Source organism: Micromonospora sp. NPDC049679 (genome assembly GCF_040659735.1).
GTDB lineage: Bacteria > Actinomycetota > Actinomycetes > Mycobacteriales > Micromonosporaceae > Micromonospora_I.
Window position 1 is genome coordinate 53,071 of the sequence record NZ_JBFANZ010000022.1, and the last position, 16,245, is coordinate 69,315.

Annotated in this window: 12 protein-coding genes; 2 read left to right on the plus strand and 10 right to left on the minus strand. The window is 70.2% G+C overall.

Going from position 1 to position 16,245, the window contains the following annotated elements; translation table 11 throughout:
* Positions 1 to 42 precede the first annotated feature (42 nt).
* Entirely contained in the window at positions 43 to 2,898 is a 2,856-nt protein-coding gene (gene secA / locus AB0J06_RS16395) for a preprotein translocase subunit SecA (protein WP_357429183.1), read from the minus strand.
* Between the two features lie 164 nt (positions 2,899 to 3,062).
* Here secA and AB0J06_RS16400 point away from each other — a divergent pair, with 164 nt between their 5' ends.
* A complete protein-coding gene (locus AB0J06_RS16400) occupies positions 3,063 to 4,244 on the plus strand; it encodes a GNAT family N-acetyltransferase (protein ID WP_357429185.1) in 1,182 nt (393 codons plus the stop codon).
* 323 nt (positions 4,245 to 4,567) lie between these two features.
* Here AB0J06_RS16400 and raiA read toward each other — a convergent pair whose 3' ends face one another.
* The 8 genes from raiA to efeU all read right to left on the minus strand — a co-directional run bounded on the left by raiA (position 4,568) and on the right by efeU (position 14,259).
* Positions 4,568 to 5,215 (minus strand): ribosome-associated translation inhibitor RaiA, encoded by a 648-nt coding sequence (gene raiA, locus AB0J06_RS16405; protein WP_357429187.1) that lies wholly within the window; start codon positions 5,213 to 5,215, stop codon positions 4,568 to 4,570.
* 258 nt (positions 5,216 to 5,473) lie between these two features.
* Positions 5,474 to 6,190: a ComF family protein gene (locus tag AB0J06_RS16410; protein ID WP_357429188.1), complete on the minus strand. Its 717-nt coding sequence runs from the start codon at positions 6,188 to 6,190 to the stop codon at positions 5,474 to 5,476.
* Between the two features lie 13 nt (positions 6,191 to 6,203).
* On the minus strand, positions 6,204 to 8,021 hold the full coding sequence (locus tag AB0J06_RS16415) for an LpqB family beta-propeller domain-containing protein (RefSeq protein ID WP_357429190.1): 1,818 nt from the start codon (positions 8,019 to 8,021) through the stop codon (positions 6,204 to 6,206).
* The gene (gene mtrB / locus AB0J06_RS16420; protein ID WP_357429268.1) at positions 8,018 to 9,658 is read right to left on the minus strand and encodes an MtrAB system histidine kinase MtrB; all 1,641 of its coding nucleotides are present in this window, start codon (positions 9,656 to 9,658) and stop codon (positions 8,018 to 8,020) included. The genes AB0J06_RS16415 and mtrB overlap by 4 nt, the downstream gene beginning before the upstream one ends.
* Before the next feature lie 75 nt (positions 9,659 to 9,733).
* A complete protein-coding gene (mtrA, locus tag AB0J06_RS16425) occupies positions 9,734 to 10,423 on the minus strand; it encodes an MtrAB system response regulator MtrA (RefSeq protein WP_357429193.1) in 690 nt (229 codons plus the stop codon).
* A 417-nt stretch (positions 10,424 to 10,840) separates the two neighbouring features.
* The gene (gene efeB / locus AB0J06_RS16430) at positions 10,841 to 12,106 is read right to left on the minus strand and encodes an iron uptake transporter deferrochelatase/peroxidase subunit (RefSeq protein WP_357429195.1); all 1,266 of its coding nucleotides are present in this window, start codon (positions 12,104 to 12,106) and stop codon (positions 10,841 to 10,843) included.
* Positions 12,107 to 12,199: 93 nt separating this feature from the next.
* Entirely contained in the window at positions 12,200 to 13,333 is a 1,134-nt protein-coding gene (gene efeO / locus AB0J06_RS16435; protein ID WP_357429197.1) for an iron uptake system protein EfeO, read from the minus strand.
* Positions 13,334 to 13,353: 20 nt separating this feature from the next.
* A complete protein-coding gene (efeU, locus tag AB0J06_RS16440) occupies positions 13,354 to 14,259 on the minus strand; it encodes an iron uptake transporter permease EfeU (protein WP_357429200.1) in 906 nt (301 codons plus the stop codon).
* Between the two features lie 149 nt (positions 14,260 to 14,408).
* Between efeU and AB0J06_RS16445 the strand changes: the two genes are divergently transcribed.
* Positions 14,409 to 14,558, plus strand: coding sequence for a hypothetical protein (locus AB0J06_RS16445; RefSeq protein ID WP_357429201.1), 150 nt, complete (start codon positions 14,409 to 14,411; stop codon positions 14,556 to 14,558).
* 87 nt (positions 14,559 to 14,645) lie between these two features.
* Here the strand turns inward: AB0J06_RS16445 and ahcY are convergent, their stop codons facing one another.
* Complete coding sequence (gene ahcY, locus AB0J06_RS16450) at positions 14,646 to 16,148, minus strand: adenosylhomocysteinase (RefSeq protein WP_357429203.1); 1,503 nt, start codon at positions 16,146 to 16,148, stop codon at positions 14,646 to 14,648.
* Positions 16,149 to 16,245 lie beyond the last annotated feature (97 nt).

Genomic DNA, 16,245 nt, shown 5'->3' on the forward strand with positions numbered 1-16,245 from the left:
CTCCCCGCGAAACGCGGGGAGCCTTCGTCAGCAGACGTACGGTCAGGCAGTGGGCGCGCCGTGGCAGCGCTTGTACTTCTTGCCCGAACCACAGGGGCACGGAGCGTTACGGGAGGGGCCGTTGCTGCTGACCGCCTGCCCGGGCGCGGGACGCCGGGAAGAGCTGGACGGCGAGGGAGCCGGACGGCCGACGCCCAGCGCGGGCGCCTGCTCCACCTGGACCCCGCCGTCGGCGCCCGCGGCGCCATCCACCACGGGGGCCGTGTAGCGAAGCCCCTGCGGCGGCTGCGCCTGGCGACCCAGCCCCTTGGCCTTGATCTCGACCGACGGTTCCTCCCGCATCGGCATCGGCGCCGGGCCCCGGCCGCCCTCCACCGAAGCCGGCGCCTCCTCCACCTGAACCTCTAGGTTGAACAGGAAGCCGACCGTCTCCTCCTTGATGCCGTCCATCATCGTGGCGAACATCGCGAAGCCCTCGCGCTGGTATTCGACCAGCGGGTCCCGCTGGGCGTAGGCGCGCAGACCCACACCCTCCTGGAGGTAGTCCATCTCGTAGAGGTGCTCACGCCACTTACGGTCGATGACCTGCAGCAGCACCATCCGTTCGAGCTGCCGCAGCGCCTCGGCGCCGAGCTCCGCCTCGCGGCGCTCGTACGCGGCGTGCGCGTCCTCGAGGAGCTGGGCGAGCAGGAAGTCGGCGTCGATGCTGCCGCGCTCGCCACCCGCCTCCTCCTCGAGGTCCTCGATCGTGATGCCGACCGGGTAGAGCTGCTTGAGGCTGGCCCAGAGCTGTTCCAGGTCCCAGTCCTCGGCGTAGCCTTCCGCCGTCGCGCCCGTCACGTACGCCGTGATCACGTCGTCGATCATGTGCTGGACCTGGTCGTGCAGATCCTCGCCGTTGAGCACGCGCTTGCGCTCGGCGTAGATCACCTGGCGCTGCTTGTTGAGCACCTCGTCGTACTTGAGGACGTTCTTGCGGATCTCGGCGTTCTGACCCTCGATCTGCGCCTGCGCGCTCTTGATCTGGCGGGTCACCATCTTCGACTCGATCGGCACATCCTCGGGGATGTTGAAGCGCTCCATGACCGCCTCGACCGCCCCGGCCCGGAAGCGCCGCATCAGCTCGTCCTGCAGCGACAGGTAGAAGCGCGACTCACCGGGGTCACCCTGTCGACCGGAACGACCACGCAGCTGGTTGTCGATCCGGCGCGACTCGTGCCGCTCCGTGCCGAGCACGTAGAGGCCACCGACGGAGGCGACGTCCTCGGCCTCCTCGTCGCAGGCCTGCTTCCAGCGGGGCAGGATCTCTTCCAGCGCCTTGTTGTAGTCGTCCTCGTGCTCGACCGGGTCGAGCCCCCGCTGATGCAGCTCGTTGGCGGCGAGGAACTCCGGGTTGCCGCCGAGCAGGATGTCGGTGCCGCGGCCGGCCATGTTGGTGGCGACCGTGACACCACCCTTCCGCCCGGCCTGCGCGACGATCTCGGCTTCCTTGGCGTGGAACTTGGCGTTGAGCACCGCGTGCGGGATGCCGCGGCGGCGCAGCAACTGCGACAGGATCTCGGAGTTTTCCACCGAGACCGTGCCGACCAGCACCGGCTGCCCGACGGCGTGCCGCTCGGCGATGTCCTCGACGACGGCGTTGAACTTGGCCTTCTCGGTCTTGTAGATGACGTCCGGCCGGTCGAGCCGGATCATCGACCGGTGGGTCGGGATCGACACGACGCCGACCTTGTAGACCTTGTTGAACTCGCCCGCCTCGGTCTGGGCGGTGCCGGTCATGCCGGAGAGCCTCTCGTAGAGGCGGAAGTAGTTCTGCAGGGTGATCGTGGCAAGAGTCTGGTTCTCCTGCTTGATCTCCACGCCTTCCTTGGCCTCGATGGCCTGGTGCATGCCCTCGTTGTAGCGCCGGCCGTGCAGGATGCGACCGGTGAACTCGTCGACGATCAGCACCTCACCGTCGTTGACGATGTAGTCCTTGTCGCGCTTGTAGAGCTCCTTGGCCTTGATCGCGTTGTTGAGGTAGCCGACCAGCGGGGTGTTCACCGACTCGTACAGGTTGTCGATGCCGAGCCGGTCCTCGACCTTGGCCACGCCGCGTTCGGTCACCGCGATCGTGCGCTTGGCGTAGTCGACCTCGTAGTCGCCCTCGCCGTCCGTGCCCGGCTGCAACCGGGCCACCACGCCGGCGAACTCGCCGTACCAGCGCGCCGAGTGCTCCGCCGGGCCCGAGATGATCAGCGGTGTGCGGGCCTCGTCGATCAGGATCGAGTCGACCTCGTCGACGATCGCGAAGTTGTGGCCGCGCTGCACCAACTCCTCCCTCGACCAGGACATGTTGTCGCGCAGGTAGTCGAAGCCGAACTCGTTGTTCGTGCCGTACGTGATGTCGCACTCATAGGCCGCGCGGTGGTCGGCGGACGGACGGTTGGGCAGGATCACGCCGACGGTCAGCCCGAGGAACTCGTGCACCCGTCCCATCCACGCCGCGTCGCGCTCGGCGAGGTAGTCGTTGACGGTCACGATGTGCACGCCCTTGCCGCTGAGCGCGTTGAGGTAGGCCGGCAGCACAGAGGTGAGCGTCTTGCCCTCACCGGTCTTCATCTCGGCGATGTTGCCGAAGTGCAGCGCCGCGCCGCCCATGATCTGCACCTCGTAGTGACGCTGGCCGAGCACCCGGGAGGCCGCCTCGCGGGCCGTCGCGAACGCTTCCGGCAGCAGGTCGTCGAGGGTCTCGCCGTCGGCGATCCGCTGACGGTACTGATCAGTCAGCGCACGCAGCTCGGCGTCGCTGAGATCGACGTAGTCGTCCTCGATCGAGTTGACGGCAGCCGCGACCGCCTTGAGCCGGCGCACCATGCGCCCCTCGCCGGCGCGAAGGACCTTTTCCAGAATCGACACGGATCAACGCTCCCCTAGACAGTCTGCCGAACCATCGTAGGCGCACCATGAGCCGAATCGTCAGTCACGGCCCCCGCCGATCCGTCGGAAGTCGACATTTCGCCCAGCCGGCCCGCTCCCGCCCAGCACAATCCCGTTACGCCGAGGGTGAAACCTCCGGCAGGATGGCGGGCGTGGAACCCCTGGAAATCTCCGAAGACGGCCTGCTGCTGCGCCCCTGGCGCCCGGAGGACGCCGACGCGCTCCACCGGGCGTGCCAGGACGCGGACATCCGGCGCTGGTCCGCCCTTCCGTCGCCCTACCCCAGGGAGCACGCCGTCGCGTTCGTCGAGCGGACCGCGCCGAAATGGCTGGCCGACGACATCGCCTACCACCTGGGTGTCTTCGACGCCGCGACCGGCCACCTGCTCGGCACCTGCGCGCTCAACGCGCTCGACTTGGCGCGCGGCGACGCCCGGATCGGCTACTGGACGGCGCCGTGGGCGCGCGGGCACGGGGTCGCCGAGCGGGCGTGCCGACTGCTGGCCCGGTGGGCCTTCGAGGAGTTGGGACTGGAGCGCATCGGCTGGCGGGCCGTGGTCGGCAACCATGCGTCCCGGCTCGTCGCGCTCCGGCTCGGCGTACGGATGGAAGGAATACAGCGGGCGGGGTTGCGCCACAGCGACGGCCGCCGCGCCGACGCCTGGGCCGGTTCGCTGCTCCCCGGCGATCTGGTCGACGGGGAGCGGCGACCGGCGCCGCCGGGTTCGGTGCAGGCCCGGCGGGCGGCGGTGTTCGGACACGAGCAGCCGGTGCTCTTCGCGAGCACCCGGCACGGCGAGATCCGGCTGCGCGCTCCCGAGGAGCGGGACGTCGACGCGGTGGTCACCGCCTGCCAGGACCCGGAGACGCTGCGCTGGACGACGGTCCCCGACCCGTACGGTCGCGGGGACGCGGAATTCTTCGTCGGGCCGCACACCCGGGGACGGTGGGAGCGCGGAGACGGCGCGGTCTTCGCGGTGGCGGACTCCACCGACCGGTACGTGGGCTCGATGGAACTGCGGATCTCCCTCGGCGACCCGGCGGTGGCCGACGTCGGCTTCATGGTGACGCCGGCGGCACGCGGTCTCGGGTACGCCCCGGCCGCCCTCGCCGCGCTCTGCGCGTTTGGCTTCACCAGTCTCGGACTGGCCCGTATCGAGTGGCGCGCCAACGTGGGCAACACCGCTTCCCGACGGGTGGCCGAGAAGGCGGGCTTCGTGATGGAGGGCACCACGCGCGGCGGGGTCGCGCACCGCGACGAGCGGATCGACGCGTGGGTTGCCGCCCTGCTGCCCCGGGACGCGATAAATCCTGGGCCGCGATAGATCCTTCAGCCGGGATGAATCCCGGGGCGCGATAGCTCCGGCACCCCGCTGAGCCACGGACCGGCCAGGCCCGGCGTCGCCTGCTGCGGGCCTGGCACGGTCGCGGCTCTCAAGGGCAGAATTCCTCCCGGTACGGCGGTCAGCGGGGTGACGCGCCGCCCGGCAGGTCGGAATCACAGCGTTGGTAGCGGGTACCGGAAAGGGCGGGCCTACGCCGTCGGAGCCGCTGCGCGGCCGGCTGCCGCCCCGCCCCGGTCACGGATGTCCGCCCACGCTCGCGCCGGAGGGCGCGCCGGGGCCGGACCCTGCCCAACCCGTCCGTTTCACAAGGCGAGGGAGATGATCCCGTAGTCGTAGCCCTTACGTCGGTAGACGACGCTGGCGCGGCCGGTCTCCTTGTCGTGGAACAGATAGAAGTCGTGACCGACGAGCTCCATCTGGAACAACGCGTCGTCGACGGTCATCGGCTCTGCCGGGTGTTCCTTCTCCCGGACGATGTGCCATGGCTGGTCCTCATGCTGTTCGAGCACGCCGTGCTCAAGCACGGCGACAGAGCCACCGTCACTGCTCGCGGCCACGTTCTCCGGCACCAGCGCCGGCTCGTCGAAGCCGACGGTCGGGAGGCCGGCCGTCGCCTCGGCGACGGAGACGGGCGCGTGCCGTCCGCGGTGGATGCGGCGCCGGTCGGCGGCGCGGCGCAGCCGGGTGTCCAATTTGTTGATCGCGGTGTCGAGTGCGGCGTAGAAGTCCTTCGCGCACGCCTCAGCGCGGATGACGGGCCCGCGGGAGACACAGGTGATCTCGACGCGCTGGCAATGGTCGGACTGACGCGGATTGCGCTCGTGAAAAAGTTCGACGTCCACGCGGATGATCTTGTGGTCGTAACGCTCTATCTTGGTGAGTTTCTCGGCGACATGAACTCTGTAGTGGTCGGGCACCTCAACGTTGCGGCCCTTGACGACGATATCCACGCATGACCTCCAGATGATCGGACGGTCTCCTGCAGAAACAAAACCCGGCCGGCCGGCCGTTGGGCTGGCGATGTCGACCGGTGCTACCGAACGGCCCGCCTCCTTTCCGCTGTGGGGCGGCGGTGTTGATCACCGGTCATACCCCCATGAAGACGACGCTAACCTCTGTTCGGCCATGAGTCACCAGTCCTGAGCAAGACCGTTTCGAGGAGATTCGCCCATCCGGCTCGAAGAGGCGAAAAGGGCAACTCGTTTGGGTTAACGGACGTCTCTCCGCCGCGTCGCCGCAAGTAACGCGGCGCGATCGACCCGTACCCCGACATCCCGGAGCAGGTCACTGACCGCGGCGAGGGTCGCACCCGTGGTGACGATGTCGTCGAGGACGATCACCAGCCGTCCCGCCGCCACCCGGCGCAGCCCGGCCATCCGCGTCGCGCGTACCCGGAACGACGCCGCGGCCGCCGCCGCCCGGCCCGCGCTGTCCAAAGTCGCCGAATCCGCACGCGGCAGCGCGCGGAGCGGCCGGGCGAGCGCCACCGGCCATCCGGCGCGGCGCAGAGGCCCGGCCGCGTGCCGGGCCAGTCGCCAGAGGTGGTCACCGTGCCGGGCCCGCGCGGCCTTCGCCGTCGCCGGCACGGGAACGAGGAGCACGCCGCGCGGCACGCCGCCCGCCGCCGCTGCGACCACATCCGCCAGCAGTGTCCCGAGTGGCCGCGCCAGACCGTGCCGGCCCCGCTCCTTGTAGGCGAGCAGCACCTCGCGGAGCGCCCCGTCGTACTCGCCGAGGGCCACGCAGCCGGGCAGCCCCGCCGGGGCGGGCGTCGGGCGTGCCGCGCGGGGCCGCAGCGCCTCCAGCTCCGTCACACAGGCATCGCACGCGCCCTGCCGCAGCGGAACCCCGCGTTCCCGGCACCCCGCGCACTCCGCCGGCAGCAGCAGGTCGGTCAGGCCGGCCCACACCTCTCCCACCGACATCCCGATCGCGCCCTCAGTAGAGGAAGAAGGGGGCGGACGCGCCGCTCGACCGCGCGGTCGGGCCGGGAGTGGCGGCGGCGCCCACTCCGATGATCTCCTCCGCCCTGATCTCCTCGCCGGGTCCGAAGAGGTCGTACGCGATGCCGTTGGCCACGTACATCCGCGCCCCGACCGCGCCGCCACCCACTGGGCTCCCGGGGTAGGCGGCGAGGTGACCGACGCTGGCGGTGCCGAGGTCGCGCAGTGGCCGTGTCTCGATCACCCCGTCGACCGTGATGTCGTAGAGCACCCAGCGGTTCTCGCTGTTGCGCCCGGCGACGACGACGGTGTTCTCGGTCGCCCAGTCGGCGGTCGTCAGGTTGCGCAGCGAGGTGGGGAGCGGCCGCGCGGGCTCCGCCTCGACCAGGTCACCACGGGTCAGGGCGGCCACGTAGAGCCGGCCGCCGGCGACGACGACGATCCGGTGGCCGTCCGGTGCGACACCGACCGCGGTGACCGCACCGGTGGCCCCCGGCAGGGCCACCGGTGTCAGCGCGGCGCTCCCCGGCTGGAACTGGTAGAGCCTGCCGTCCGCCGGCACCAGGCCGATGGTGCCGGGCCCCTTCAGCCAGACGGGACGGCCGACCGCGGCGAAGGTGCCGTTGAGCGGCCGGAACGACGCGACGCCCTGCGCGGTGCCCGAGCCGACCACGATCTGCCGGCGCTGGCCCTGCTGCACGACGAGCGCCACCGACGTGACGTCACCGTCCCGGGTCAGACCCGCCGACACGATGTTGCGGTTGACGGCGGCGGTGAGCAGCGGAACCGGGTCGCCGGCGCGCCCGGAGCTGTGCAGCCGGCGCACCTGCCCCTGGTAGACGCAGAACCGTTCGGGCGTCTGCGCCAACTCGTGCGCCGGGTTGGCGACGAGCAGGTCCGCCCCACGGAAGGTCTTCGGGTTCTGCCCCTCGATGGTCAGCTCGATGCTCTTGCCGAAGTCCGGCCAGAGCGACCACATCAGCTGGGCGGCGAGGCGTTCCAGCTGGCGGGGGTCGCCGGAGGGGGCGGCGTCGGCGGTAAGGCTGATCTTGAGGACGTCGCTGGTGTCCGGCACGTTGCGGACCCCCTTCGTACCCGCCGGCATCGCCTGCACGACCTTGTTGATCCAGGTCGACGGGCCGGCGAGCAACGCCTGGAGCAGCTCGTTGCGGCGCCGCTCCAGTGGCACCGCGAGCGGCAGGTAACGCAGATCGGGCACGAGCAGCCGCTGCTCGAGATCCCAGAAGTAGATGGTCCGCTGCAGGTAGAACGTGCTCAACGCGTCCTCGCTGAGCAACAGGATCGGCGGCGGGTTGAGTACGAACCTGCCGGTCTCCCCCTCGACCGAGCCCACCGTGAACGTGTATTCGGCCGCCGCGACCTCCGGCGGTTCCACCGCGCCGTTCGGTTTGAGCACACCGAGCTGCTGCACCCGGAGCGTCACCTCGTCGGCGCCGGCCCCCGCCCCCGTGATCTGCGGCCGCTCCCGCAGCCGCACCACGTTGAGGGCCACCTCGGGCTTCGGCACCTTCACCTGCTCGCGGTTCTGCGGCGCGACGAAGTTCCGGATCTGCTCGACGGCGCGCGCCCCCGTCTCCCCGGCGGCGGCCTTGAGGAAGTTGAGCACGAACATCTCGGTTTCCTGCGCCGCCAGCCGGGTCGGCGGCCGTTGGCCGGAATCCCAACCCGAGGCCAGTCCCGGCGGCGGGCCCTGACCGTCGACGGCGACCGCGGTCTGGTCCGGGATGCCGCAACCGGCCAGCACGACGACCAGCGCCGCCGCCCCGACCGCGGCGATCAACCGCCGGCTCATCGGCTCCCCCCGGTGGTGAGCGGGGCGGCCGGACCCGGCTCCCCGTCCACTGCCGCGCCCGCCCGGGCGGCCGAGTCGGACGGCACCAACCGCAGCGGCGACGACGTCAACCGGTCCCCCGCCCGCACCGGCAGCGTGAGCCGGAACTGCGCGCCGTCACCCGGCGCGCCCCACGCCTCCAGCCAACCGCCATGCAACCGGGCGTCCTCCAAACTGATCGACAACCCCAGGCCGCTGCCACCGGTCTGCCGCGCGCGGGACGGATCGGAGCGCCAGAAGCGGTTGAAGACCAGCTTCTCCTCGCCGGGCTTGAGCCCCACCCCGTGGTCGCGCACCGTGACCGCGACCGCGGCATCGTCCATACCGAGCGTGACCTCGACCGGGCGGTGCTCCCCGTGCTCGATCGCGTTGCCGAGCAGGTTGCGCAGAATCCGCTCCACCCGCCGCGGATCGATCTCCGCGATCACCGGCGTCTCCGGCACGTGCACCTCCACGTCGACCCCGAGGCGGCGGGCGACGCTGTCGAGCCGGTCGACGGTCCGCCGGACCACCGGCACCAGATCGGTCGGCTCGGAGTCGAGCACGGCGAAGCCCGCGTCGAACCGGCTGATCTCCAACAGATCGGTCAGCAGGCTCTCGAACCGGTCGAGCTCCGCCTGGAGCAGCTCCGCGCTCCGCGCGACCGCCGGGGTGAACTCCTCGCGCTCGGAGAAGATCAGGTCGGCCGCCATCCGGACCGTGGTGAGCGGCGTGCGCAACTCGTGGGAGACGTCCGAGGTGAAACGTCGCTGCAGCCGGGACATCTCCTCGAGGCGCACGATCTGGCGCTGGAGGTTGGTCGCCATCCGGTTGAACGAGGCCGCGAGCAGCGCGAGGTCGTCCTCGCCGCTGACCGCCATGCGCTGGTCGAGCAGGCCGGCGGAGAGCCGCTGCGCGGTGCGGGCCGCCACCCGTACGGGCCGGACCACCATGCGGGTGACCAGCGCGGAGAGCAGGCCGAGCAGAATGACCAGGGCGAAGCCGGTGACCAGCACCGTGGTCCGGATCTGGCTCGCGGCCTGGTCCTGAATGGTGAGCGGGGCGAAGTAGTAGAGCTCCACCTGGCCGAACTTGGTCGGCACCGGCGAGCCGTAGACCAGGTATTTGGCCCGCCCCTCGCCCAGATCGCCGGTGCGGATCTGGTGCGCCTGGTTGCCGGCCGCGACGCTCCTGGCCAGTTCGCCGCTGATCATGTGCCGCGCGTCGACCCGGGGCGAGGTCTCGGTGTCGATGTTCGGGTACTGGCTGGCGGTGAGGGCCACCACCATCCCACCCACCTCGTCGGGGTCGCCGCCGGCGAGGCTGAGCACCGTACGTTGAAAGGTGGCCTGGAGCTGCGGGTCACGTGGGTGGGCGTGGATGCTCATCTGCTCGGCGGCGGAGTCCCGACCGCTCTGCAGGCGCCGTCGTACGTCGGTCTCCGCCTTGTCGAGCAGGATGTTGCTGCTCTGCGTCGCCACCATGTAGGCGAATCCGCCGACCAGCAGACTCGACGCGACCAGGGTGATGGTGACCACCCGGACCTGCAACGACCGCCGCCACGCCCGGTGCAGACCGATGGCGAGCACCGAGGCGCGGTGCAGCGCGGCACGCCACACCTCACGCGCGACGGCGCGCACGCGGGCGGAGAGTGCGGAGGCGGAGGTCAGGGGGCGGGTCACAGTGCGCCCACGCTATCCGGTGCCGGCCTTGTAACCCACGCCCCGCACGGTCAGGATGATCTCCGGCCGCTCCGGGTCCGGCTCGATCTTGGCGCGCAGCCGCTGGACGTGGACGTTGACCAGTCGGGTGTCGGCGGCGTGCCGGTAACCCCAGACCTGCTCCAGGAGCACCTCACGGGTGAAAACCTGGCGCGGCTTGCGGGCGAGCGCCACGAGCAGGTCGAACTCCAGCGGCGTGAGCTTGACCTCCTCGTCGTCCCGGCTGACCGTGTGCGCCGGCACGTCGATGGTGATCTGGTTGCTCGGCGGGCCGATGGTGAGCAGTTCCGGCGCGACGTCCTCGCCCCGACGCAGCCGGGCCCGCATCCGGGCCACCAACTCCTTGGGCTTGAACGGCTTGACCACGTAGTCGTCCGCTCCCGACTCCAGGCCGAGGACGACGTCGACCGTGTCGCTCTTCGCGGTGAGCATCACGATCGGGATCCCGGACTCCGTGCGGATCGCCCGACACACGTCGATACCGCTCATGCCGGGCAGCATGAGGTCGAGCAGCACGATATCGGGCCGACTCTCCCGGAACGCCGCCAGCGCGCGCTCGCCGTCGGCGACGAAGGACGGCAGGAAGCCCTCGCTCCGCAGCACGATGCCGAGCATTTCGGCCAACGCGGGATCGTCATCGACGACCAGTACCCGAGCTCTCATGCGACCAATATTCCATCCCGTCTCGCATTCGTGGGATCGCCACCACCCCGACCCGCCGCCGCGTTCACCAGCGCGTACGACAATTCGGACGATCATCGTGGTTCCGACCGGCCGTGGACCACCGCGGCCCACGCCGCCCATCGACGGGTTCGTCCAGGGCAGCACCAGCGTGCCACGATGGCCGCTGATCTGCTCACCCGCAGGTTCCAAACAGGAGTACGCGTGGACCACCCCGGCCCGTCCAGCGCGCTCCCGCTGCGCCCGCTCACCGTCGGTGAGCTGCTCCTCGCGGCCGCGCTGACGGCTGCCGCGGTGGTTCTGGTTCCCGGCGTGGGTGCCCCGCCGCCTGCCCCGCTGGCCCCGCCTTCGGTGGCCCGAGCTGCGGTGGCCCGACCCCCCACACCGGAGCGCGGAGGGCTAGACGAAGAGGGCGCGGCCCCAGAAGTCGCCGGGCTCGCGTACGCCGGCGGGGCAGGCGAAGAGCCCGCTGGAGACGTGTCGGAGGTACTCGTTCATCACGTCGTGGCGGGCGAGCTGCGTCTGCACCGGCACGAACTGCTTGCGCGGGTCGCGCTGGTAGGCGATGAAAAACAGACCGGCGTTGAGCCGGCCGAGGCCGTCGGAGCCGTCGACGAAGTTGTAGCCGCGGCGCAGCAGCCGGGCACCGTTGTTGGCGTCTGGATGGGCGAGCCGGACATGGGCCAGCTTGGGGATCAGCGGTTCGCCATCATCGCCCTTCGCGTTCAGGTCGATCGGGTCGAACTCACCGGTCCGACCCAACGGGGCGCCGCTTCCCTTGGTCCGGCCGACGATCTCCTCCTGCTCCCCCAGCGAAGTGCGGTCCCAGGTCTCGATCAGCATCCGGATCTTGCGGGCCACCAGGTACGACCCACCGTCCATCCAGGACTGCCCGTCGGCGGACTGCGCCCAAAGGTGGTCGCGGAGCAGATCGGTGTCCTCGGCCTTCAGGTTGGCCGTGCCGTCCTTGAAGCCGAAGAGGTTGCGCGGGGTGGCCTGGACGCGCGACGTCGAGGAGGTACGGCCGAAGCCGAGCTGGGACCAGCGCACGCTCACCACGCCCATGCCGATGCGGGCGAGGTTGCGGATCGCGTGCACCGCGATCTGCGGGTCGTTGGCGCAGGCCTGCACGCAGAGGTCACCGCCGGAGATCTCGGCCTGCAGCGCGTCGCGGGGGAAGCGTGGCAGCTCCTCCAGGGCGGCGGGGCGGCGTGCGGCGATCCCGAACCGGTCACGCCCGTCGGCGTCGCGGAAGAGCGACGGTCCGAAGCCGATCGTCAACGTCAGGCCCGATGGCGGGAGGCCGAGCGCCTCACCCGTGTCGTCCGGCGGGGCCTCGGGGATGCCGCCGACCGCGCCGATGACGCCGGCATCCTTGCCGGCGGTCATCCGGGCGGCCGCCTCGGTCCACTCGCGCAGCATGGTGACCAGCCGCTCGCGATCTTTGGTGACCACGTCGAAGGCGACGAAGTGCAGCCGGTCCTGGGCGGGGGTGACGATGCCGGCCTGGTGCTCGCCGTAGAACGGGACGGCGCCGGTCAGGTGGGTGTCCCCGGCCGACGCGGGATCGACCGCACCGCGTACCAGGGCCCCGGCCCCGGCCGCGGCCCCGGCGACCCCGACACCGGCGAGCGTCATCGCCTGCCGCCGCGACAACCTACCCATTCCCCTACCCCTCTCTCCGTTGATCAAGGGCATACGCGCCATCCGGGTGTCCGGAATGTCGCGCGTATGCCCTTGATCAACGCGAAAACCCGGCTACTTGGCGACGACGGCCGCGACCTTGCTGATCGGCTCGGCGAGCGCGTTGATCACGTCCGAGAGCTCCTTCAGCTCGTCCTTCGATAGCTGCGTGTGCAGCTTCCAGCCGTCGCCCGCGCGGTGCTTGCCGAGCGTGGTCTCGACGGTGGCGAACGCGCCGTCCAGCTGCTTCACCAGATCCGGCGAGCGCTCCTCGAGCGCCGGGCGCAGCGCCGCGATGGCCGCCTTGGAACCCTCGACGTTGGCGCTGAAGTCCCACAGGTCGGTGTGCGAGTAGCGGTCCTCCTCGCCCGTGATCTTGCCGCTGGCCACCTCGTCGAGGAGTTCCTTCGCGCCGTTGGCAAGCTGCAACGGAGAGAGCTTCTCGGCGTTGGCCTTGGCCACGACCTCCTTGACGTCGGTCATCAGCCGCTCCGCCAGCGGGCCGTCCTTGGAGATGTCGCCCGTGGTCCACAGATCCTTCTCGATCCGGTGGAAACCGGTGAACTCCATCCCCTCCTCGATTACCTCCTCGCGTCCGTCGATCTTCGGATCGAGGTCACCGAAGATCTCCGCGACCGGCTCGATGCGCTCCCAGTAGGTGCGGGCGACCGGGTAGAGCGCCTTCGCCTTCGCCACGTCGCCGGCCTTGACCGCGTCGACGAACTCCTGCGTCTTCTCCAGCAGCGCGCCGGTCTGGCTCTTGACGTACCGCTGGTAGCTCTCGGTCGCCGCGGCCAGCGCGGCGTCGTCGGTGAGCGGCGCCGACGAGCCGCTCACCCTCAGCGCGGTGCGGATGCCCTTGCCGCTCATCCCCGGCTTGCAGGCCGTCTCGTACGTCCCCGCGGGAAGCTCGACGTGCAGGTCGCGGCTGAGCCCCGGTGCGATGTTCTCCACCTCGCCCATGATCCGGTCGCCGGCGGCGTACACGTAGAACTCGGTGACCTTGGCACCCTTGTTGGTCACCTTGAAGGCGACCGCGCCGGCGCCGACATCGGTCCTGCCCACCTCGCAGGCGGTGTCGGTGGCGTTGACCGAGATCGGCCCGCCGGCAGCCGAGCCGCTGTCGCTGCCGTCTTCGGAGCACGCGGCAAGCCCAGTGGTCACGAGGGCGCCGGCCGCGGCGAGCGCCATGAGGCGGGTGGTGCGCATCAGCGGATCTCCTTGGAAATTCAGGCGTTGCGCGGCGCGGCCGCGGAGTCGACGGGGGTGGCGGACGGCGTGGTCGCGGGATCGCTGGACGGCGCCGGTGCGGCGGCGCGACGCGCGGGCATCAGGAAGAACACGAGTACGGGCACCGCGTACGCCAGCCAGGCGACGACCTCCAGCACGCTCGGCGCCGGCGTGATGTTGAACATCCCGGCGAGCAGCGCCGCGTACCAGGTGTTGGGGTCGAGCGTGCCGGTGATGTCGAACGCGAGATTGTTCAGGCCCGGGAGCAGGCCAGCCTCCTGGAAGTCGTGCACGCCGTACTTGAGGATGCCGGCGGCGACGAGGACCAGCAGCGCGCCGGTCCAGGTAAAGAACTTGGTGAGGTTGATCCGCACGGCGCTGGCGTAGAGCAGGAAGCCGAGCACCACGGAGGTGAGGATGCCGGCGACGATCGCCAGCATCGGCCCGGTGTCGTCATTCGCGCCCTGCACGGCGGCGAAGAAGAGCAGGGCGGTCTCCAGCCCTTCCCGGACGACGGCGAGGAGTGCGAAGAGCGTGACCGCGACCGGTCCGACGGCGATCGCCCTGTCGAGACCCTGGCGCAGCTCGCCGCCGATCGAGCGGGCGGCCCGGCGCATCCAGAAGACCATCCAGGTGACGAAGACGACCGCGGCGACCGAGGTGACGGCCTCGAAGAGTTCCCGGTCGCGGTAGTCGGCGAGCAGCGTGGTGCGGGTGTAGGTCAGCAGGGCGCCGAACCCGACGGAGAGCACGACGGCCACGCCGACGCCGAGGGCGACCCAGGGCAGCCGGTTGCGCCGCTCAGATTTGACGAGAAAGGCGACGAGGATGCTGACCACGAGCGTGGCCTCAAGACCTTCGCGCAGGCCGATCAGAAATGTGGCGACGAGTGGGTTGTCGCTCATACCGAACTCCGGAAGTTGGTTAGCTACCCCTAACTTAGGGCAGGCACACCTTCCCCCGATACCGGTTCCCAAGTCAAGTCAGGGATCTGTAACCCCCGGAACAACCGGCGGCCCTCCCCCGCTCGCCGAGGTGTGACACGATCGCGGCGATGAAGCCCTTCGTGCCGTGGCTGATCGTGCTGGCCGTGATCATCACGCTGAACGCGCTCAAACTCCGACCGCTGGCGACGGCGATCGCGGTCGCCTGGCTCGCCTACTGCGTCTGGACCTGGGTCCGGCCGCGGCGCGGACAACCCTGACGCCGGTGCGCGCGGTCGGCGTCAGCCGTCACCGGAGAAAGACGACCGGGCCGACCGATTTCTCGGCCGGCCCGGTGCGCGGATCAATCAGTAGCGGTAGTTCTCCGGCTTGAACGGGCCCTCGACCGGCACGCCCAGGTAGCCGGCCTGCTCCTTGGTCAGCTGGGTCAGCTTGACGCCGAGCGCGTCCAGGTGCAGCCGGGCCACCTTCTCGTCGAGGTGCTTCGCCAGCGTGTAGACCCCGATCGGGTACTCGTCGGTCTTCGTGAAGAGCTCGATCTGCGCGAGGGTCTGGTTGGCGAACGAGTTGGACATGACGAAGCTGGGGTGTCCGGTGGCGTTGCCGAGGTTCAGCAGCCGGCCCTCCGACAGCACGATGATCGAGTGCCCGTCGTCGAACTTCCACTCGTCGACCTGCGGCTTGATGTTGATCCGCCGGACGTCCGAGCGCTTCGTCAGCCCGGCCATGTCGATCTCGTTGTCGAAGTGGCCGATGTTGCCGACGATCGCCTGGTGCTTCATCCGCGCCATGTGCTCGTTGGTGATGACGTTGAAGCAGCCCGTCGCGGTCACGAAGATGTCCGCGCTCTCGACGACGTCATCGATGGTCGCGACCTGGTAGCCGTCCATCGCCGCCTGCAGCGCGCAGATCGGGTCGACCTCGGTGACGATGACGCGCGCGCCCTGACCCCGCAGCGACTCGGCGCAGCCCTTGCCCACATCGCCGTAGCCGAAGACCACCGCGACCTTGCCGCCGATGAGGACGTCGGTGGCGCGGTTGAGGCCGTCGATGAGCGAGTGGCGGCAGCCGTACTTGTTGTCGAACTTGCTCTTCGTCACCGAGTCGTTGACATTGATCGCCGGGAAACGCAGCGTGCCGGCCTGCTGCATCTCGTAGAGCCGGTGCACGCCGGTGGTCGTCTCCTCGGTCACGCCCTTGATGCCGGCCGCGAGCCGGGTGAACCGGCCGTTGTCCTCGCGGAGCGAGCGGTGCAGCAGCTGCAGGATGACGCCGTACTCCTCGGAGTCGGCGCTCTCCACCGGCGGCACCGCGCCGGCAGCCTCGAACTCGGCGCCCTTGTGCACGAGCACCGTGGCGTCACCGCCGTCATCGAGGATCATGTTGGGACCCTGCCCGTCCGGCCAGGACAGCGCCTGCTCGGTGCACCACCAGTATTCCTCGAGCGTCTCGCCCTTCCAGGCGTAGACCGGCACGCCGGCCGGCGCCTCGGGGGTGCCCTCCGAGCCGACGACGATGGCCGCGGCGGCATGGTCCTGGGTGGAGAAGATGTTGCACGAGGCCCAGCGGACCTCGGCGCCGAGCGCGCAGAGCGTCTCGATGAGGACCGCGGTCTGGATCGTCATGTGCAGCGAACCGGTGATGCGCGCCCCACGCAGCGGCTGCGTCGCGGCGAACTCGCGACGGATCGCCATCAGGCCGGGCATCTCGTGCTCGGCGAGGTCGATCTCCTTCCGCCCGAACGTCGCGAGCGACAGGTCGGCCACCTTGTAGTCGCCTTCGGCGACGGTGCGGGGACGGCCCTGGGTCGACGCGCGGCCTGCGGGCGCCGGAAGGGTGCTGCTGGTCATCAAGAAAGCTCCTGTCGGACGGAAATCCTGCGCAACCAGTCACCTTACGCCGCCACGGCGGGGCGGCAGCCGACGACGGCACAGCAAGGCAGGAGAA

Coding starts and splice junctions, on each gene's coding strand:
- efeU (WP_357429200.1), bottom strand. CDS start 14,259: ATGAGCGACAACCCACTCGTCGCCACATTTCTGATCGGCCTGCGCGAA.
- AB0J06_RS16415 (WP_357429190.1), bottom strand. CDS start 8,021: ATGAGCCGGCGGTTGATCGCCGCGGTCGGGGCGGCGGCGCTGGTCGTC.
- AB0J06_RS16410 (WP_357429188.1), bottom strand. CDS start 6,190: ATGTCGGTGGGAGAGGTGTGGGCCGGCCTGACCGACCTGCTGCTGCCG.
- ahcY (WP_357429203.1), bottom strand. CDS start 16,148: ATGACCAGCAGCACCCTTCCGGCGCCCGCAGGCCGCGCGTCGACCCAG.
- mtrA (WP_357429193.1), bottom strand. CDS start 10,423: ATGAGAGCTCGGGTACTGGTCGTCGATGACGATCCCGCGTTGGCCGAA.
- AB0J06_RS16445 (WP_357429201.1), top strand. CDS start 14,409: ATGAAGCCCTTCGTGCCGTGGCTGATCGTGCTGGCCGTGATCATCACG.
- efeO (WP_357429197.1), bottom strand. CDS start 13,333: ATGCGCACCACCCGCCTCATGGCGCTCGCCGCGGCCGGCGCCCTCGTG.
- AB0J06_RS16400 (WP_357429185.1), top strand. CDS start 3,063: ATGGCGGGCGTGGAACCCCTGGAAATCTCCGAAGACGGCCTGCTGCTG.
- efeB (WP_357429195.1), bottom strand. CDS start 12,106: ATGGGTAGGTTGTCGCGGCGGCAGGCGATGACGCTCGCCGGTGTCGGG.